The sequence below is a fragment of the Leptolyngbya sp. CCY15150 genome (assembly GCF_016888135.1).
Lineage (GTDB): Bacteria > Cyanobacteriota > Cyanobacteriia > RECH01 > RECH01 > RECH01.
The window spans coordinates 274257-292696 of the sequence record NZ_JACSWB010000207.1; the positions used below are offsets into that span (position 1 = coordinate 274257).

Annotated in this window: 17 protein-coding genes and 2 riboswitches; of the genes, 10 read left to right on the plus strand and 7 right to left on the minus strand. The window is 54.5% G+C overall.

The window, feature by feature from the left end; genetic code table 11:
- Positions 1-439 precede the first annotated feature (439 nt).
- Entirely contained in the window at positions 440-649 is a 210-nt protein-coding gene (locus JUJ53_RS15225) for a chlorophyll a/b-binding protein (protein WP_204152863.1), read from the minus strand.
- A gap of 160 nt (positions 650-809) precedes the next feature.
- Positions 810-990, plus strand: a riboswitch (cobalamin riboswitch).
- 37 nt (positions 991-1027) lie between these two features.
- Between JUJ53_RS15225 and JUJ53_RS15230 the strand changes: the two genes are divergently transcribed.
- From JUJ53_RS15230 to cbiD, 9 genes are all read left to right on the plus strand, one after another.
- Positions 1028-2038: a sirohydrochlorin chelatase gene (locus JUJ53_RS15230; protein ID WP_204152864.1), complete on the plus strand. Its 1011-nt coding sequence runs from the start codon at positions 1028-1030 to the stop codon at positions 2036-2038.
- Positions 2023-3312 carry a precorrin-6y C5,15-methyltransferase (decarboxylating) subunit CbiE gene (gene cbiE, locus JUJ53_RS15235; protein ID WP_239125083.1) on the plus strand — a complete coding sequence of 430 codons (1290 nt, stop codon included), beginning with the start codon at positions 2023-2025 and terminating at the stop codon, positions 3310-3312. Before JUJ53_RS15230 ends, cbiE begins: the two co-directional genes overlap by 16 nt.
- A gap of 70 nt (positions 3313-3382) precedes the next feature.
- Positions 3383-4150, plus strand: a complete 768-nt coding sequence (locus JUJ53_RS15240) for a precorrin-2 C(20)-methyltransferase (RefSeq protein WP_239125084.1) — start codon at positions 3383-3385, stop codon at positions 4148-4150.
- Positions 4140-5951 (plus strand): precorrin-3B C(17)-methyltransferase, encoded by a 1812-nt coding sequence (gene cobJ, locus JUJ53_RS15245; RefSeq protein ID WP_204152865.1) that lies wholly within the window; start codon positions 4140-4142, stop codon positions 5949-5951. Before JUJ53_RS15240 ends, cobJ begins: the two co-directional genes overlap by 11 nt.
- A gap of 43 nt (positions 5952-5994) precedes the next feature.
- The gene (gene cobM / locus JUJ53_RS15250; RefSeq protein ID WP_204152866.1) at positions 5995-6783 is read left to right on the plus strand and encodes a precorrin-4 C(11)-methyltransferase; all 789 of its coding nucleotides are present in this window, start codon (positions 5995-5997) and stop codon (positions 6781-6783) included.
- A complete protein-coding gene (locus JUJ53_RS15255; RefSeq protein ID WP_204152867.1) occupies positions 6780-7526 on the plus strand; it encodes a cobalt-precorrin-6A reductase in 747 nt (248 codons plus the stop codon). Before cobM ends, JUJ53_RS15255 begins: the two co-directional genes overlap by 4 nt.
- Positions 7527-7674: 148 nt before the next feature.
- The gene (locus tag JUJ53_RS15260) at positions 7675-8976 is read left to right on the plus strand and encodes an AAA family ATPase (protein WP_204152868.1); all 1302 of its coding nucleotides are present in this window, start codon (positions 7675-7677) and stop codon (positions 8974-8976) included.
- Positions 8977-8978: 2 nt separating this feature from the next.
- Positions 8979-9626 (plus strand): retron system putative HNH endonuclease, encoded by a 648-nt coding sequence (locus tag JUJ53_RS15265; RefSeq protein WP_204152869.1) that lies wholly within the window; start codon positions 8979-8981, stop codon positions 9624-9626.
- A gap of 168 nt (positions 9627-9794) precedes the next feature.
- The gene (cbiD, locus tag JUJ53_RS15270; protein WP_204152870.1) at positions 9795-10895 is read left to right on the plus strand and encodes a cobalt-precorrin-5B (C(1))-methyltransferase CbiD; all 1101 of its coding nucleotides are present in this window, start codon (positions 9795-9797) and stop codon (positions 10893-10895) included.
- Here cbiD and JUJ53_RS15275 read toward each other — a convergent pair.
- The 6 genes from JUJ53_RS15275 to JUJ53_RS15300 form a co-directional block, all read right to left on the minus strand.
- Positions 10892-11512 (minus strand): precorrin-8X methylmutase, encoded by a 621-nt coding sequence (locus tag JUJ53_RS15275; protein ID WP_204152871.1) that lies wholly within the window; start codon positions 11510-11512, stop codon positions 10892-10894. The genes cbiD and JUJ53_RS15275 overlap by 4 nt on opposite strands.
- Complete coding sequence (locus JUJ53_RS15280) at positions 11505-11957, minus strand: hypothetical protein (protein WP_204152872.1); 453 nt, start codon at positions 11955-11957, stop codon at positions 11505-11507. The genes JUJ53_RS15275 and JUJ53_RS15280 overlap by 8 nt, the downstream gene beginning before the upstream one ends.
- Positions 11958-12092: 135 nt before the next feature.
- Positions 12093-13262, minus strand: a complete 1170-nt coding sequence (locus JUJ53_RS15285) for an anhydro-N-acetylmuramic acid kinase (RefSeq protein WP_204152873.1) — start codon at positions 13260-13262, stop codon at positions 12093-12095.
- Positions 13263-13324: 62 nt separating this feature from the next.
- Positions 13325-14395 (minus strand): cobalamin biosynthesis protein CobW, encoded by a 1071-nt coding sequence (gene cobW, locus JUJ53_RS15290; RefSeq protein WP_204152874.1) that lies wholly within the window; start codon positions 14393-14395, stop codon positions 13325-13327.
- A 416-nt stretch (positions 14396-14811) separates the two neighbouring features.
- A complete protein-coding gene (locus JUJ53_RS15295) occupies positions 14812-15513 on the minus strand; it encodes a HupE/UreJ family protein (protein ID WP_204152875.1) in 702 nt (233 codons plus the stop codon).
- Positions 15487-15650: riboswitch (cobalamin riboswitch) on the minus strand. Its footprint overlaps the gene before it by 27 nt.
- 297 nt (positions 15651-15947) lie before the next feature.
- Positions 15948-17081 carry a class I SAM-dependent methyltransferase gene (locus tag JUJ53_RS15300; RefSeq protein WP_204152876.1) on the minus strand — a complete coding sequence of 378 codons (1134 nt, stop codon included), beginning with the start codon at positions 17079-17081 and terminating at the stop codon, positions 15948-15950.
- A 209-nt stretch (positions 17082-17290) separates the two neighbouring features.
- On the opposite strand from JUJ53_RS15300, the gene JUJ53_RS15305 reads away from it, so the two are divergent.
- Positions 17291-18397 (plus strand): fatty acid desaturase, encoded by a 1107-nt coding sequence (locus tag JUJ53_RS15305; RefSeq protein ID WP_204152877.1) that lies wholly within the window; start codon positions 17291-17293, stop codon positions 18395-18397.
- Positions 18398-18440: the final 43 nt, after the last annotated feature.

Genomic DNA, 18440 nt, shown 5'->3' on the forward strand with positions numbered 1-18440 from the left:
ACGCATCGGTAACGGTAGGCCGCTCAGAGGTGGACTGCTTAGAACGTCCTAGGGTTCCGCGATCCCATCCTAGAGGCTGATGGGCTGCCCCATCGTTTCCCCTCATCCACCACCTCGGGAGAGGGGCTTGGGGTAGGTCTTCAAGGTTTGTCAGCCAACCAGACCCAGAGATCACAACTCATCCCGATAGACTAGCCTACCCGAGGGACAACAATCCACTGGCGATCGCCTCTTTTCTATTCAAGGACTAGGGATCTGAATCCGGGGTCTTGGTGGAGAAGCAGTGAGCAGCGATCGCTGGGGTCTACAGCGGATTTAGGTCACAAAAAAAAGGGAGCCGTAGCTCCCTAGTCACTCGTATTGTCGTCTTGTTTTCTGAAGGAATCTAGTTCGTCATACCCCACGAACCAGAAGTCTAGCGAGATGGAGAAGCGGGCAACTACAGGCCGGTAAACCAGGTCACCAACCCTTGTCCTGCGAAGGCTTCAAATAAGAGCATGGATACAAAGCCAATCATTGCTAGCCGACCATTGAGGAGTTCAGCATAGGGAGTGAAGCCGGTGCGTGATACTTCATCCACATACATCTGAGGCTCAACCGCGAAGTTGTTGAGCTTGCCTTGGTCGTCCACAATATTGCCAGTTCTCATGAATCTTTGCCTTTAATGCTCGGGTTTTTCATCTATGAACTTATTATGTAACGTTTTATGAAATTTTGCAAACATTCTGTTAATAATTCTCCGACGGCGATCGCTCATCCCTAGGATTGTCCCCGGATTAAGCGGGTGGGGGGCATAGGTTTCCGGGCGGAGGGTGATAGAGTAATGAGTCTAGACCTGAACTGGGAAAGCTGGTGTAAGTCCAGCGCTGTGCCGCAACTGTAAAGGCAGCGATCGCCCCCTGACGAGAGTTGGATAGGCCCATGGGCTAGTCCAGGGTTGGGTAACATTGCACCTAAGCCAGAATGCCAGGTTCGGGTCATGGCTTAGTTAACAACCTCCCTGCGTCGCACGGGGATAAGGAGCATCATGACCGATCAACAACCGTTACTTTTGGTGGGCCACGGCACCCGCGATGCCGACGGTCGCCAAACGTTTTTAGATTTTGCTAACGCCTTTCAAGCCAGCGATCTGTCCCGCCCGGTGATTCCTTGTTTCTTGGAATTAACCGATCCCTCCATTCAGGCTGGTGTGGATCTCTGTGTTGAAAAGGGCTATCGAGAAATGACGGCGCTGCCGGTGCTGCTGTTTGCTGCTCGTCATAATAAATACGACGTCACCAACGAGCTAGACATTGCCCGCCAGCGCCATCCCGGCATCAAGATTCACTACGGTCGGCATTTTGGCGTCTCGCCGCTGCTGATTGACCTATGGCGCGATCGCCTAGCTGCCGCCGATCAGCAGAGCGATATTCCCCGAGAAGAATCGGTGCTGCTGTTTGTGGGACGGGGCGCGTCTGACCCCGATGCCAATGGCGATGTCTATAAACTGGCACGCTTGCTGTGGGAAGGGAGTGGGTTTAAGGGGCTAGAAGTTTGCTTTAGCGGCATCACCCACCCGCGCTTAGATCCAGGCTTTGACCGCGTTTGGACATGGAATCCTAAACGGGTGGTAGTGCTGCCCCACTTTTTATTCACCGGCGTGTTGGTGAAGCGCATTCAAGACACCGCCGAGCGTCAGCAACGCCATCGCCCTGATGTACAGATTCAATCCCTTGCCGAAATTGGCTTAGATCCGATCTTGTTTGACCTGGTGCGCGATCGGGCCCAAGAAGCCCAGACAGGTCAGGTGATGATGAACTGCGAGACCTGCAAATTCCGGCGGGCGGTGAGTCAGCAGTTGGTGGGTCTAGGACAGGATGATCTGCCGAGCCATGGTCATAGTCACGATCACGGGCATGATCACGCCCACGGCCATGATCACGGTCATGCCCACGGTCATGGACACGGTCATGGACACGGACACGCTCACGGTCATGACGCTCCCGATCCCTACGCCCAAGAAGCCGACTACCACGATCGCGTTTGGCAGGTGCCCTAGCGGTGCAGGAGTCGAGTCTACATCAACTCTATGTAATTGGCATGGGGCTAGATGGCGTAGCTGGTCTGTCGGATATGGCGCGATCGCACCTAATGACCGCTACCTGCATCGTCGGCCATCCCAGCTATCTCAGCCTGGTAGCCCACTGCCCAGCAGAACAGATTCCCCTCACCGGCGCGGTGCAGGATTGGGTCGAGGTATTGCGTCAGCAACTTCAGGAGCGATCGCTGGTGTTGCTGGCTAGTGGCGATCCGCTCTACTTCGGCATGGGTCGGCTGTTGATGGAGTACCTCGATCGCCAGCAGGTGGTGTTTTTGCCCCACGTGAGTTCGGTGCAGTTGGCCTTTAATCGCCTAGGCATTCCCTGGCAGTCGGCAACGGTGGTCAGTGTCCATGGTCGTAGTGCCGATCATCTCGATCGAGCCCTGCGGCAAAGCAAAACCCCCATCGCCCTGCTCACCGATGGTGATCATACCCCCGCTGCGATCGCTCAGTTGATTGCGGATTTGCGGTTGCCCGTGTCCTACCGTCTGCATGTCTGTAGTCGTCTGGGGGCACCTGATGAAGCGATCGCCACCTGCTCCCTCGATGAAGCCATGCAGCGCGAGTTTCCCATGCCCAATGTGGTGGTGCTAGAGCGACAGGCCAAGAGTCCCGATCTGGCCACCACGCCGCTGCTGGGGATTGCCGATGGCGACTTCTACACGTTTGAGGATCAGCCGGGGCTGCTGACCAAGCAGGAAGTGCGGGTGTTGGCGATCGCTCTGTTGCAGATCCGACCGGGGTTGACCATCTGGGATGTGGGGGCGGGTACTGGCTCCGTGTCCATCGAACTGGCGCGACTGCTGCCCGATGCTCGTGTGCTGGCCATTGAAAAGACGGCTGCAGGCGTGGCGTTGATTCAAGCCAATTGCGATCGCTTCGGTGTGGCTAATGTAACGGTGGTGGGCGGCAGTGCGCCGGCAGCATTGCACGACCTGCCATGTCCCGATCGCATCTTTATCGGTGGCGGCGGGGCCCAGTTGCCCGAGATCTTGACCGTCTGTGGCGATCGCCTGCAGCCAGGGGGACGCTTAGTGGCCAGCTTTGCCACCCTCGAAGCCTGTGCGATCGCTCAACATACCCTCAGCCAATGGCAGTGGCCTGTGCAGCTTACCCAGGTGAATATTGCCCGCTCGACCACCCTGAAAACCCGTCCCCCTGCCCCCGATGCCACCCGTTGGCTACCGTTGAATCCCGTGACCCTTGTCTATAGTGATAAACCATCCCAGTAGAGTGCCGTTAGGCGTAGCCGGAACGCATCATTCTAGGGCTTTCCTGAGTGAACCGACATAATCAACCGATATGAGCCAAATGGACGATAATCAGGCGATCGCCTCCACCTCTGATCCGCTCCCGTGGGGAACCCTCTGGGGCATTGGCGTTGGCCCGGGTGATGCCGATTGGCTGACCCTGAAGGGCCTGCGGGTGCTGCAATCGGTGCCTGTGGTGGCCATGCCCCAGGGACACAACGGCAAGCCGGGCATGGCCTACGGCATTGTCAAGGACTTCCTCTCGGCGGATCAGCTCCTCCTTCCCTTATCCCTGCCCTTTGTGCTGGATGCCCACACCTTGGAACAGGCTTGGCAGGCGGCAGCGGTGCAGCTAGTTGAGGTCTTGCAAACGGGGCAAGATGTAGCGTTTATTGCGGAAGGAGACATTAGTTTCTACAGTACGTTCACCTACATGGCTAAGTACGTCCACCAGCTCGCTCCGGAGGTGCCCATCCAGCCCATTCCTGGCATCTGCTCGCCCCTAGCGGCCGCCGCCGCTCTGCACATGCCCTTGGCGATCGCTGATGAAACCATTGCCATCTTGCCTGCCCTGTATCACGTGGATGACCTGATCCAGGCTTTGGACTGGGCAGAGGTAGTGGTATTGATGAAAGTGTCCTCAGTGTTTCCTAAAGTATGGGCGATCCTGGCCGAGCGCCAGTGGCTGGATCGGGCCAGCTTGGTGGAATGGGTAGGCGGGCAGCAGCAGACTCTGTTTCCCACGCTTCACGATCTAGAGCATTACCAACCGCCCTACTTTTCTATTTTGATCCTGCGTCGTACTCCCTATGGTTTCTAACTCAATTGCTGTGATTGCGCCCACGCCAGCGGGCGATCGCTTAGCCCAACGCCTGCTGGATGGTTTAACCGACAGCGTGCTATGGACGAAGCCGCGTCCCGACGCCTCGCCCTTTGCCCAGACCTATGAGGGGCCCTTGTCTGACCTAGTGGCTACCCTCTGGGAACAGCAGGATCAACTGGTGTTTGTCCTCGCCGTGGGGGCTGTGGTACGCCTAATTGCGCCTTTCTTGACCCATAAAAGCCAGGATCCTGGCATTGTGGTGGTGGATGAAACCGGTTCCCTGGTGCTCAGCCTCTGTGGCGGTCATCTAGGAGGAGCGGACGATTTGACCCGTCGCATTGCCGCCTTGTTGGGCGTGTCGCCGGTGATTACCTCGGCATCGGCAGCCCTAGACTTGCCAGCAGTGGATACCCTGGGATTGCCCTACGGCTGGCGGCGGGGCCAGGGAGATTGGCTGGCCGTGGCGGCAGCGATCGCCCACCAAGATCCTGTAGCCGTCACCCAAACCTGTGGCTGGGATCTGTGGCAAACGGCCTTGCCAGAGGGACATCCCTTCCAGTTTGTCCCCAGCGAGACCGCCGCTGCCCATCTGTGGATTTCCGATCGCCAACCGCCACCGCGATCGCCCCAGGTATGCTGGCATCCCCGCACCCTCTGGGTGGGTGTCGGCTGTGAGCGGGGAGTCTCGGCGGCGCTGCTAGAATCCTCCATTCGTCAGGTTTTGCAGGCCCAAGGGCTAGCCTGGGAGGCGATCGCTGGGGTAGCGTCCCTAGATCTCAAACAGGATGAACAGGGGCTGCTGGAGCTGGCTCGGCAATGGGACTGGGCGATGCAATTCTTCCCGGCAGATCAGCTAGCCACCCAGCCGGTGCCCAATCCCTCAACTGTAGTGGCCGACGCGGTGGGCACGCCCTCGGTGGCAGAGGCAGCGGCGATCGCCGTGGGGGTAACGTTAATCGTGGAAAAACAGGTCTTCCGTGATCCATCAGGAGCCTGCACCGTGGCGATCGCCCGGGCCGCTCAGGAGTATACTCCCCGTCCTGGCAAGCTTTATCTGATTGGTACGGGCCCCGGTGCCCTTAGCCAAATCACCCCCGCTGCCCAAGCGGCCCTGGCCGACTGCGACGCCATCGTTGGCTACCAGCTCTATATTGACTTGATCCGTCCCCTGCTGCGCCCAACCCAGGTGATTGATGCCCGTCCCATTACCCAGGAAGTACAGAGAGCAGAAGCAGCGATCGCCCTGGCCCGGCGAGGGTTAACCGTGGCAGTGGTGTCCTCCGGCGACTGTGGCATTTACGGCATGGCAGGGCTGGTGCTGGAATGTTTGGTAGCCCAGGGCTGGAATGGGCAAACGCCAGCCGTGGAGGTCTGCCCTGGCATCACGGCCCTGCAGGCCCTGGCGGCGCGGGTGGGTGCGCCCCTGATGCATGACTTTTGCGCCATTTCCCTCTCCGACCTGCTCACCCCCTGGCCGGTGATTGAACAGCGGTTGACCGCCGCTGCCCAGGCTGATTTCGTCGTGGCGCTCTACAATCCGCGATCGCGCACCCGCTTGCAGGGCATCCAAACCGCCGTGGATATTTTTCGTCAAGCGCGACCTAAGGACACCCCAGTGGCGATCGCCCGTTCCCTCTATCGCGATGGCGAAACGATTCATCTCACCACCTTGGAGGACATGGATGTCGATCAGATTGATATGCTGACCGTAGTGCTCATTGGCAACCAAAGCACCCAGCGCCACGGCGATCGCCTCGTGACCCCCCGAGGCTATGGGGTACGATCGTCCGACACCTAACTTCACTCTCAATTGATCCTAGCTTATCTGTAATCTATTTCCTATGACTTTATCCCAGAGCGATCGCCCCTATCCTATCTCCATCGTCGGTGCCGGCCCCGGCGCACCAGACCTGATCACCGTGCGGGGGCAACGGCTTCTGACCCAAGCAGACGTGGTCTTCTACACCGGCTCCCTCGTGCCAGAGCAGATGTTAGAGCATTGTCGCCCAGATGTGGAGGTGATTGATACGCGCTCCCTTGTTTTGGAAACCTGGCGATCGCAACTGGTGGAACGAGCAAGGGCCGGTAAGAAAGTGGTGCGCCTGCAAGATGGCGATCCATGCCTATACGGTGCCCTGCACGAACTGATGGTGTATTTACTAGCAGAACATCTAGAGTTTGAGATTGTTCCTGGGGTGAGCGCCTTCCAAGCGGCGGCGGCTCATCTAAAAACAGAACTTACGGTTCCCAACTTAGTTCAAACCATTATCTTAACTCGCACCCAGGGGAAAACCGATGTGCCCAGCCGCGAAGACTTATCTCAGCTAGCGGCCCATCAAGCCTCCCTTTGCCTATACCTCAGTGCGCACCACTGCGCCAAAGCCCAAGCGCAATTGCTCGACCATTACCCAGCGGATACTCCCATGGCCCTCTGCTATCGCCTCGGTTGGCCCGATGAACAGGTGATCGTGGGACAGCTCGACCAAATGACCGATCTGACCCGCACAGCCAACCTCACCCGTACCGTCCTCTACGTGATCAGTCCTGCTCTGGCCGGTTCCGCTGCCGCCCGATCGCGTCTCTATAGCGGCGACCATGCCCATATTTTCCGCCCCAAGAGCCAGGTATGATTTGGCTGATTGGTGGCACCAGCGAAAGCCGCGCCGTTGCCATATCCCTTGATGCGGCAGGCTTACCCTGGCTGGTCACCGTAGTCAGCGATCGCGCCCGCCAACTCTATGAAGGACGATCGGGTGCCGTTCACGTGGGCGCTTTGTCCCCAGACGCGATCGCCCACCTGATCCAAACCCACAGTATTCGCTGCATCGTCGATGCATCCCATCCCTTTGCCGTTGATATCTCCCAGCAGGCGATCGCCACCGGGTTACCCTATCTGCGCTTAGAGCGTCCTTCTCCAGCGATCGCCCCTAGCACGATTTGCTTACCTACCTGGGATGCCGTTTTACAGGAGGATTACCTAACTGGACGACGAGTTCTGTTAACCGTGGGTGTTAAAGCCTTGGCGAGATTTGTTCCCTGGCTCCATCGCGGCATATTTTGGGCCAGGATCTTACCCGTTGAGGTATCTATGCACCAAGCCATTCAGGTAGGATTCCCTAGCGATCGCTTGATTCCCATGTCCCTGCCGGTGACGGCAGATCAAGAGCGGGATCTTTGGCGATCGCTGTCCATTGATACAGTGATCACCAAATCTGCTGGGCAGGCAGGAGGACTGGACGTGAAGCAGCAGGTAGCGCAGGATCTAGGCGTGCGGCTGATTGTGATTGACCGGCCCGCGATCGCCTATCCTCAGCAAACCTCGGTTGTTGCAGATATCCCTCCTTGGTGTCAGCAGCATGTAGGAGGCAGCTAAAAAGGCTTTCAACCTGGGTTACTGTAAAGTAGCAGTCAATCTATTACTATTGAATCATGGTAACTCTTGGACATAAAAATATTGATACGGATTGAGCGTAACGTCATGATGGTTTTGAGGTAATCAAGTTGATACAAGAGGCTAATCGATGAGACTGGATCGTTTAGAGATTCGCAACTTCAAAAAGTTCTCAGACTATACCCTCGATTTGCATCCTCAATTTACCTTGCTGGTGGGTGATAATGGAACGGGTAAAACTACACTGCTTGATGCGCTGGCTATTGCTGCCGGGGTGTGGTTGGTAAATTCTCCCGACACTACTCTTGCCAATAGTAAACGCAATATTCGCACCAGTGAAATTCATCTAGATAGTATTGAAGCTAAGGGTATTGCCCAATTCATTGAGCGTAAACCCGTCGAGATTAAAGCATTAGGTTGGATTGGCAACCAAGAGATCCAATGGTTGCGACAAATTAAAGAACATGGCTCGCGCACTTCAAATGTTGAGGCTAAACTAGCTCTAGACATGATCAGCGATCTCTATCGGCGTGATCAAGCAGGCGAAAAGCTTTGGTTTCCAGTATTAGCCTATTATGGAGCTGGTCGAGCTTGGCTCCCTTCTAACCAAACTGATCCAAAGGCGACTTCTGGCAAGGATATTGCCCGCCGTTGGCATGCTTTTTACGACTGCTTTGAAGAGCGCATTCGTATTGCTGATCTCCAAACGTGGTTTCAAAAGGAGGCCCTAGCTGCTCTCCAACGCCAAGGCAACATGCGGCTTGGATTTCAAGTTGTGAAGTTTGCCATTCTCCGCTGTATTCCTGGTGCAGATGATCTTTGGTTTGATGGCGATCGCTCTGAAATTGTAGTCTCCATTGATCACTATCCAATTCCCTTTAGCAATCTCAGTGCAGGGCAAAAAATGATGGTTGCTCTGCTTGCAGATATTGCCATCAAGGTTGTCACCCAAAACGCTAACTTCTTGCCTAACTCAGTTGATTTGAATGCAAAAGATCCACCTCAAATTTTGCAAGAAACCACGGGGCTCATTTTGATTGACGAGATTGATGTGCATCTTCATCCCAAATGGCAACGTCAGGTTGTGCATGATTTAAGAACAACGTTTCCTGCCATGCAGTTTGTTTGTACAACCCATTCACCTATGGTTATTGGGGAGGTGGAGCCTGAATGTATTCGGTCTCTTCAACCTCAAGGTGCTAGAACGCCAACCAATGCATTGGGGCTCGATGCTAATAGGGTATTAGATGAATTAATGGGAGCTTCAGAACGTAATAAAGATGTCACGCAGATGCTACATAAGCTTTTTCAATTCATTGATCATGAAAACTTTGATCAAGCCCGTGAAGCGATCGATGCCCTAAAGCAACAGATCGGTCTGGATCCGGAAATTACTCGCGCCCAAAGTTTAATAGCCTTTTTAGAAGACTAGCGATGAGAAATATTAGTAAAGGAGCTGAACCTAAGTCGTTGACCAAGCATCGCTGTAGTACAAATTCCGACTATGGTAATTATTCAGAGAAAGATGAGCTGAGAATCAGCTTGGTGAAGGAGCAACGAGGACTTTGCTGTTACTGTATGCAGAGAATTCGTCCGAACGTTGAAGGTATGAAAATCGAGCATTGGCAATGTCAGTCTCGTTTTCCGCAGCGGCAGCTTGATTATAGTAATCTTCTCGGAGCTTGTTTAGGGTGTGAAGGCCAAGAGCCAAACAAGCAACATTGTGATACAAGAAAAGGTGATCGGGATTTAACCTATAACCCTGCCAATCCAGATCACAATGTTGAGAGTATGTTGAAGTTTCTAGGAGATGGAACGATAGCATCCGAGGATCCAGATTTTTATCGAGAAATCATAGAGGTGCTGAATCTGAATGAGGGGATCCTAATTAAAAATAGGAAGGCTGTCTTAGATGTCTTTCTAAAAGAGGTTTTGAGCGCTAATCTCTCTTCAGCCAAGCTGGAAAAAGAATTGAAAAAATGGCGTGGGGATGGCAGTAGTTCTGATCTTCCAGAGTTTTGTCAAGTCATTATTTATTATCTAGACAGAAAGATTAGAACTTTGTCGAACAGAAAAAATTAACGGTAGCCGCTCTGGAAGTATTTTTGCCTCTGCTTCGAGATCTAGAGATGATGAAGAACAGAAGTCTCACCTTTAGCACAATACTAACAATGATCTCTTGGTGTGATCAGTCAAGACAATAAATGACTTACCTTTAGATATTTAAAAACCATTTCTTCAAGGGGCATGATGGCTAAAACAGGATATACCTTGCCGGTGTTTGCCGTGGCGGCAGCGAAGGCGGCAGTGCTGCATTTGAATGGCTATGAGCGATCGCCCTCCCAGATCGAGCTGCATCTGTTGCCAGGATCGGCCATGATTCCCATTGAGCAGGTGGCTCAGGTGGATGATCGGACAGCCTTGGCGATTTGCCGTAGTGATCCGGGGGATAACCTAGACCTGACGCGCCATACGCCGATTTGGGCTTGGGTGCAGTGGGGCGATCGCCAGGCTCAACCCTTGATTCTCGAAGCTGGGGAGGGGCTGGGACGGACGGCGGAGGGGGAGGCGGCCATCTATCGCTATGCCCGACAGTTGTTTGAGGCGAACCTGCTGCCCTGGATTCCCAGCGATCGCTCCCTAACGGTACGGATCATTATGCCGGAGGGGGCGCAACTGGCCCAGCGCACCTCAAATGCAGCCTTTGGTATCTTGGACGGTTTGGCCCTGCTGGGGACGAGCGGCATTGCCCAGCCGCTTTCGGTGGCGGATCATCTGGAGGCGTTTCGCGAGACCCTGGGGCAGACGGCGGCAACCCAGCCCCACCTAGTGTTTTGTATTGGCAACAATGGGCGGCAGGTGGCGCAGCGCCTAGGCATTCCGGAAGCAGTACAAGTGCAAACGGGGAATTGGCTAGGGGCGATGCTGGTGGAGGCGGGGGCGCTGGAGGTGTCGTCTGTGTTGCTTTTGGGCTACCACGGCAAGTTGGTGAAGCTGGCGGGCGGTATTTTCAATACGTCGAGCCATGTGGCGGATGGACGCCTGGAAATCCTAGCGGCAATGTTGGCTCAGGTGCCAGGGGAGGGCGATCGCCTGGCTCAGATCCGCAGGGTGCTAGCAGCAAAGACGGCGGATGCGGCCCAGCGCTATCTGGCGGAGCAGGGAATCGGGGAGCAGGTCTTCCAAAAGATGGCCACGAGGGTCAGTGAACGGGCGATCGCCTACGCGCTGAAATATAGCGATCGCGCCCTGACGATTGGCACGCTGGTGTTTGACCGGGGTGGAGTGGTGTTGGCCCAGGATCCGACGGCTAGCGATCTGTTGGCACGGTGGGCCAACGTGGAGCCTTAGGGGGCGGCTTCCTCAGGGGCGATCGCCAGTTGGATTAAAGCGTTGACAATGGCGGCGGCGACGGGCGACCCGCCTTTGCGTCCTCGCACCTGAATCTGGGGGACGGAAACCTGAGATAGAGCATGTTTGGCGTCCTCCACGGCCACGAATCCTACCGGGACACCGATGATCAGCGCTGGAGCGATGTCTCCGGCTTGGATCAAGTCCACGAGGGTCAGCAGGGCCGTGGGGGCGTTGCCCACCACAAAGATACTGTGGGGATAGTGGCGGGCAACGGTAGCCATGCCGGCGGCGGTGCGGGTGCTGCCGTCGCCGTCAAAATCTAGGGCACAGTAGAGGGGCGATTTGGTCTGCGCTACGGTGCTAGCGACGCCCATGGCCACCATGCGCACATCAACCACAATCGGGACATGGGTGTGGATGGCTTGGATGCCGGCGGCGATCGCTCCGGAGCTGAAGTGGAAAAGCGCGCTCAGGTCAAAATCTGCTGTGGAATGGATGGCCCGGCGGACAATGGCGTATTCTGCCGCATTCCAAGGGTGAGAACCGATTTCTTGATCAATAATGGCAAAACTTTGGGCGGTGATGGGATGGAGGCTGGAGACGTTCCTACTCATTGTGCTTGACCCGAGCCAGCCGTGCTTCCATGGCGCTGGTGAGGTAATGCCCCGCCATGACGCCACTAGACATATAGTATTCATCGTCGCTGAGCTGGTAGAGCGTTTCAAAGCCCGTGCGGCGTTGGCGATCGCCCAACACCCAATACCGTTGAACAATGGATTCAGGAGCCACCCAGCCCTCGCCTTCCACCTTGCCGAGCAGGCTATGCTGCAGCACAAAGGTATATTGGCGATCGCCAAGGTTCAGCCGACCGCGATATTGATAGGATACGCCTTCGCGCTCTGAGCCAGGAAATTCTAGCTTGGTCACCATGGTGTACCAGTCGTCTTTGCTCCAGGCCACTAAAATTTTTCCCTTCACAGGAATGGGCATACCGTCGCGTTCTAGCCAACTGCCCTGCAGCCGCCAGCGTCCAGCTTCCATCAAAAAGGTATGACTCACGGTGATGTTCTCCCTAGCTCCTCCCACAACATGGCATCTCGATCCACCCCTGGTAACGGGCACGGGTTACCGCCCGTCTCCTGGTTCAATTCTGTGGGGATGGATGGACTGAAGGCAAGGGGGTAGCGGCTGGCGTTAGAGTGCATGGTGGAGATCTCCCAACAATACAGCGTGACTGGCCCCGGTTGCATCCGGGAGATTGCCGGGAATTCCCTGGGTACGCCAATAGGCCAAGATGGCAAAGGCGATCGCTTCTTTGGCATCGGCGGGCATCCCAATGTCGTCGCTGGTCATGACCTCGCAGGTGGGCAGATGGGCCTGAATGCGCTGATGTAGATAGCGATTGCGGCTGCCGCCACCACAGAGGACGACCTGATCTGGCAGGCAGGGCAAGAAGGTTTGATAGCTGTGGGCAATAGAGGCGGCGGTTAGATCAGTGAGGGTGGCTAGGAGATCGGCTGGGGAGAGGTGGTAGGCGGCGGCATCGGCTAGGCATTGCTCTAAATAGGCCTGGCCAAATAACTCTCGACCGGTGGATTTGGGCGGTGGAGCGTGGAAAAAGTCCTGCTGGAGCCATTGTTCGACCAAGGCGTCTTGTACCGTGCCGCTGGCAGCCCATGCTCCGTCCTGATCATAGGTTTGCTGACCGTTGGACAGGTGATAGACGGCCAAATCGATCAACACGTTACCGGGGCCTGTATCCCAACCGCGCACCTGCTGACGATAGGCGGCGAGGGTTTCGGGATGGTCGGTTTGCTGCAGAGGCCGGGGCGGGAGGTAGGCGACGTTGCCGATGCCGCCGAGATTTTGCACGCAGCGATGATATTTGGGATGGCTGAGCAAGCAAGCATCGATGGGAGGCACGAGGGGCGCACCCTGACCGCCTGCGGCCATGTCGGCGGCTCGGAAATTACTCACTGTGGTGCAATGGGTTTGGTGGGCGATCGCCTCTCCCCGACCCAGTTGGACGGTGTAGCCTAGGTCTGCGCCTTGACCGGGGGGACGGTGGAAGACCGTTTGTCCATGGGAGCCGATCAGATCAACGGGGCCATGGGCGGCTTGCAGGGCGATCGCCGCTTGGGCAAACTGATGGGCAATAGCATCATCCAGAGCTGCCAGATCCGGCAACGATATGGGCTCACCATGACAGACCCGCAGAATCTGCGATCGCAGTTCGTCGGGATAGGCGTAGGTAGCACTGCCGACGACCTCCACGGATAAATCAAAGGTCGTGCCCGTTAGGGTGACCCATGCTGCATCAATTCCATCCACTGATGTGCCGCTGATTAGCCCAATAACCCGCATGGTATTGTCCGATGAAACGCATCCGTTCTATCTTATGCGGGATTGGGTAGACCGAGATTAGGTTAACCAGGATTGATGACCTGTAATCTCGGCGCGATCGCTGCAAACTGACGCTGTAAACCTGCTGCATCCAGTTGCCGACCAATGACCACCAGTTGGGTTTGTCGCAGGTCACTAGGTTTCCAGGGACGATCATAGAAGTGATCAAAGCGATCGCCCACCCCCTGCAACACCAAGCGCATCGCCTTATGGGGCACCGCAACAAAGCCCTTAATGCGATAGATCTCCTGCTGTTGCACCAGTTGCCGCAGCTCCTCCACCAAGCGTTCTGGATCGCATTCGCCACCGATCAGCGGCACCGCTTGGATATCGTCGTCATGGTCATCATGGCTGTGATCATGGTCGTGATCATGGTGGCTGGGGCGTTGACCTAGGTCGTCTTCCACCGCCGCATTGAAGCCCAGCAGCACCTCCGCTGCCACCGCTCCCTGGTGGCACGGCACCAGCTTCACGCCCGGCCGCAGCTCCTGCCGCAGCCAAGCTTCCACCCGCTGGCGATCGCCCTGGGAAATGCGATCGCCCTTGGTGAGCAAGACCAAATCGGCGCAGGCTAACTGATCTTCAAATAATTCTTCAATCGGGGTTTCATGGTCGAGGCTATCATCCGCCTGGCGCTGAGCGTTCAGGGCATCCAGATCGCCCACCACCTGTCCACGGGACATCGCCTCACAGTCCACCACGGTAATCACGCCGTCTACCGTGGCACCGGTGCGAATTTCGGGCCAGCGGAACGCCTGCACCAAAGGTTTGGGCAGTGCCAATCCTGAAGTTTCAATCACAATACAATCCAGTTGCTCGCGCCGCTGCAGCAGGGTTTGCATCGTCGGCAAAAATTCTTCCTGCACGGTGCAGCAGAGACAGCCGTTAGCCAGTTCTACAATATTGCTGGGCTGGTCGTCTTCATCGCACACCTGACAGGTACGCAGCAGGTCGCCATCAATACCAATTTCGCCAAATTCATTCACCAAGACAGCGATACGTCGGCCCTGATTATTTTGCAAGAGATGGCGAATTAAGGTGGTCTTACCTGCGCCGAGGAAGCCGGTAATCACAGTTACGGGAATTTTATGCATAGCCATCCTTTAGGGAACTGTAGAGAAAAGCGATCGCTCCTCAACACTGCTGAACCATCCTATGTGGGGCAGCCTGCTAAACTTGGCGTAGATTCTCTCCCTGACCAATCTAGAAGACATCCAAGGCATGACGCAGCCTACACCGATAGCTGGCTGGCGCATCGTTGCCCCTCATCCCCCAACCCCTTCTCCCACAAGGGGAGCAGGGGAGCAAGAGTGCAGAGCATGGGTTGCTTTCAAAGCCCCTCTACCGCCTTGGGAGAGGGGTTGGGGTGAGGGTTTTTCAAGCCCCTCTACCGCCCTGGGAGAGGGGTTGGGGGTGAGGGTCTTTCAAGCCCTTCTGCCGCCCTGAAAGAGAGGTTTGGGGTGAAGATCTTCAAGAGCGATCGCCTGACAATAACTGGTTTTACAGGTTCTTAGCCGAGAACAGTGGCACTGAGAAAAGCGGTGCCGAGTCCACAGATAAGAAATCCAGCGAATCGTAGCGATAGCGGACGTTCCGTGGAGGGAAGATCCACCCGGCGAGCTATACCGTAGGCGGCCAGGGCGATCGCCCCCTGAATGACCGTGAAGCCTAGGAGATAGGCCACGAGCGGCATCATCTCTGCGCCAATGATCGCTTCCCCATAGGCATAGCCATGGAAGAGACCGGCGATCGCCCCTAGGATCACCACAGGCAAGAGCGGCAACTGCTGCCGCAGGGCCAGGAGAATACCGAACATCACCACGGATCCAGAGATGAAGATTTCCGCAGCGGGCAAATTCCAGCCGAGTAGATGGACACTGGTACCCAGGAGGGATGATAGGACAAAGCCCAAAGGAATGACTAAGCCAGACGGCCAGAGTGCGGCTAGCAAACCTGATGCCACCACAAAGGTTGCATGGTCGAGACCAATGACCGGGTGACCTAGCCCCGATAGAAATCCGGACATGAAGGTCGTGGGTGTCTGTCCACCAAAGGGATGGTGAGCCAGGGCAGGCGTTGCGTAGAGAGCGATCGCTCCCAGGGCTAGCGCTAGGATAATGCCCGCTCGCACCGGACGCTGAACGGTGGTGATGGAATGGAACACGGTCTGTACCTCGCAGATGTGTAGGGTGTGCTTTGTATCGGTAGGCATCCTGGCTGAGACCTAGCTCTCTCTTTACTCCATGAGAGACCCATGATCATGACAGTTGCGGGACAGCGTCGGACTTGCACCGAACTTTCCCTAAACAGGAGCGATCGCCCCTGCTCTCCAATGGCTGCTCCCCATCAGAACCGACTCATGAGATATCAGGCTACCATGTTGCTCTGCTGGGTCAACATAAGTTTTTTGACGGGGTTGGGATTGAGGACTAGTTCCGGAAATACATCGATACTCTTTTTTGCAACTCCTTTTTGCGACTCTTTTTTGTGCCCCAGCATCTAAATTAAGTAAGATATTTATCAATAGGCATTTATCTATGTTTATCATCAGGCACTTTCATGGGCTGTCAGCCTTGCTTTAAGCGATCGCTCCTTTCGGCACCCATGAAATGCACGGGGAGCGATCGCTCTGTACTATGGAGTGAACTAGGTGCGGGTCATCAGAAATTGACCGTTACCATTGATTTCACCATCACAACTTGCAAAGTTGGAAACGAACCAGATCAGGTAAAAGCGCCAGATGCGACGGAATTTTATAAAGTCGATCCCATAATCAAGATCTTTGATCTCGTCATAGTGATCATCAAAGCGCTGGAGCCAGCTAGCAAAGGTTTTGGAATAGTTGTTGCCGTTCATATACCAGCGTTTCACGGTTTTTAGGTGTTGGTTGCGGGCTGGGGGAGCATCAAAATTCCAGTAGCGACCATGGGGAAAAATATACCGATGGGTGTAGACACTGGAGACATTATTGGGTAAACGCACCGTAATAATATGCAAAAAGAACTGACCTTTAGGCTTCAAGAAAGACGCAATTTTTTCAAACGCGTGGGTCAAATTGCCAACATGACAAAAAACACCCATGGATAGAGCTTTGTCAAACGTCTCTTCAAATTGAATTGTGTTAAAATCTCCTTCGACCAAGGTGAATCGGTCTGAGCTAAGATAACTCTTAGGATCCTTCATGCGCTGGCGAACATCTTCGCACTGTTCATGGCTGAGACTCAGTCCTGTAAACCGAACATTGGGGAATTTCGACATGACATAGTTTGGGACAGCAGCCCATCCACAACCCACATCTAGGACATGGTCACCATCTTGAATGCCGAGCTTCTCTATAGCGTCATCGACCATGTGCATCTGCGCCTGTTCAAGGTCAGCAGCTCCCCTTTCCCACAGCGCCATGGTGTATTTAGGATACATTAAATCCCAGTCCCCCAACATCAGCTTAAACATTTTCTGTGGGAGGTCGTACTGAACTTTCATCAAATCCTGAGATCCTTCTGCCACGTGATCTGTCTCATTCAGTACCCAGTCGTAGGGAGCTAGCAGAGATGGAAAATGTTTGAACAGAATTGGCATACAGGTATCAAAAAGCGATCGCAAAACAGCGTCGGGAACCTCTAGACCGTTAATGTAAGACTCCGCTACGGCCATCTGTAAAGCGTTGAATACTTTGACGGCTCCTCGACTCGTTTGATAAGCAATTGGATGCTTGTGGCTAATATCTCCTATGAGCGGAAGATAGGCTTGAACAGTTTGTTTGGTAGTAGTGAGACTCATTGCACTCTCTCCAGTCATCTGTGGGCAAACGGCAAACGGCGTTGCTGAGTCCTGGGGTTAGCGTGGGGTGACAATGATGGGCTCGATGTTTTAATGCTCGTTACTAGTCAACAACACCTGTTAAGCCAACGATAGTGCTGAACTAAACCTTGGGCTTGACATTTTAAGAATGTCAAAAGATTTGATCCTTGAAAAATTTACGGAACTTTATGAACGTTACTGATCGTGAAATCTGGATAAGTCAGGCAGAGTATGCGAAGAAACTCCGTCCCTTACTTCCTCCAGATGCATTTCTACCCGATAAAAGCAAAGTTGCTATTCTACTCATCAATGTTGCGATCTTACTGTTAGGCTGGGGCATTGCCAAGCATCTAGATCAGTGGTCTTGGTATCTACTATGGCTCTATCTGCCGCTGGCGATCGCCATGGGAAATAGTGTGATCATTCTCTTATTTAGTACCCACGACTTGATGCACAGCAGTGCGGTGAAACAGCCCTTGCTGAGGAAGGTACTGAGCTTGATCGGACTGTCGATGTTGTGGATGCCGCCCACATTATGGAAGGCGGTGCATAACCGAGAGCATCACAGCAACACCAATTCTCTCCAAGATCCCGATCGCAATTACTTATTCGATCAGCCAAAAAGCTGGGGTAAATGGATCCAGAATTTGTTTGTGCCGTCGGTAGAGGTGCATCCTCTTTGGCTAGCCGTGGGCATGACATCGTCTTGGGCTGTCCATGCCTTTCGGAATCTCACGGCGGTGTTGTTATTCAATGATGGAAAAACCCGATATCCAGTGTTTTCCTTTACCGTTAGCCCTAAGGAACGAAAAGCGATCGCTCTGGAATTATTGGTGGTTATCGCCATTCACCTGAGCATTCTTAGCTATCTGGGCTGGCATCCAATTCCGCTGCTCTTGGGCTATTTTCTGCCCATTTGGAGTGGCTATTGCGGTGCCATGATTTATATCTACACCAACCATATGCTATGCCGCATGACGCCGGTGAATGATCCGTTGATCAACAGCATATCGCTGCGGGTACCTAAGATCTTTGACGTGCTCCATCTCAACTTTTCTTACCATACGGAACACCATATCTTTCCTGGTATGAATTCAGACTACTATCCGATGGTGCAAGAGCTGCTTCAGGAACTCTATCCCGATCGCTTTAATCTTTTAGAGATCGGTAAGGTTTGGCAGTTGATGCTGCAAACGCCCCGCCACTATCGAGATGAGACGACGTTTACAACCAGCTCGGGCGACCTGTCGATGGCTTGTCCATTGCCTGATCGAGGTGCCCAAGACCTGGGATAAGTTTGATTTGACATGGTGTAGACGGTGATCCAAGCGATCGCTC

Coding starts and splice junctions, on each gene's coding strand:
- JUJ53_RS15275 (WP_204152871.1), bottom strand. CDS start 11,512: ATGAGTAGGAACGTCTCCAGCCTCCATCCCATCACCGCCCAAAGTTTT.
- JUJ53_RS15295 (WP_204152875.1), bottom strand. CDS start 15,513: ATGCCTACCGATACAAAGCACACCCTACACATCTGCGAGGTACAGACC.
- JUJ53_RS15230 (WP_204152864.1), top strand. CDS start 1,028: ATGACCGATCAACAACCGTTACTTTTGGTGGGCCACGGCACCCGCGAT.
- cobJ (WP_204152865.1), top strand. CDS start 4,140: ATGGTTTCTAACTCAATTGCTGTGATTGCGCCCACGCCAGCGGGCGAT.
- cobW (WP_204152874.1), bottom strand. CDS start 14,395: ATGCATAAAATTCCCGTAACTGTGATTACCGGCTTCCTCGGCGCAGGT.
- JUJ53_RS15255 (WP_204152867.1), top strand. CDS start 6,780: ATGATTTGGCTGATTGGTGGCACCAGCGAAAGCCGCGCCGTTGCCATA.
- JUJ53_RS15285 (WP_204152873.1), bottom strand. CDS start 13,262: ATGCGGGTTATTGGGCTAATCAGCGGCACATCAGTGGATGGAATTGAT.
- JUJ53_RS15240 (WP_239125084.1), top strand. CDS start 3,383: ATGAGCCAAATGGACGATAATCAGGCGATCGCCTCCACCTCTGATCCG.
- cobM (WP_204152866.1), top strand. CDS start 5,995: ATGACTTTATCCCAGAGCGATCGCCCCTATCCTATCTCCATCGTCGGT.
- JUJ53_RS15300 (WP_204152876.1), bottom strand. CDS start 17,081: ATGAGTCTCACTACTACCAAACAAACTGTTCAAGCCTATCTTCCGCTC.
- JUJ53_RS15305 (WP_204152877.1), top strand. CDS start 17,291: ATGAACGTTACTGATCGTGAAATCTGGATAAGTCAGGCAGAGTATGCG.
- JUJ53_RS15260 (WP_204152868.1), top strand. CDS start 7,675: ATGAGACTGGATCGTTTAGAGATTCGCAACTTCAAAAAGTTCTCAGAC.
- JUJ53_RS15225 (WP_204152863.1), bottom strand. CDS start 649: ATGAGAACTGGCAATATTGTGGACGACCAAGGCAAGCTCAACAACTTC.
- JUJ53_RS15265 (WP_204152869.1), top strand. CDS start 8,979: ATGAGAAATATTAGTAAAGGAGCTGAACCTAAGTCGTTGACCAAGCAT.
- cbiD (WP_204152870.1), top strand. CDS start 9,795: ATGGCTAAAACAGGATATACCTTGCCGGTGTTTGCCGTGGCGGCAGCG.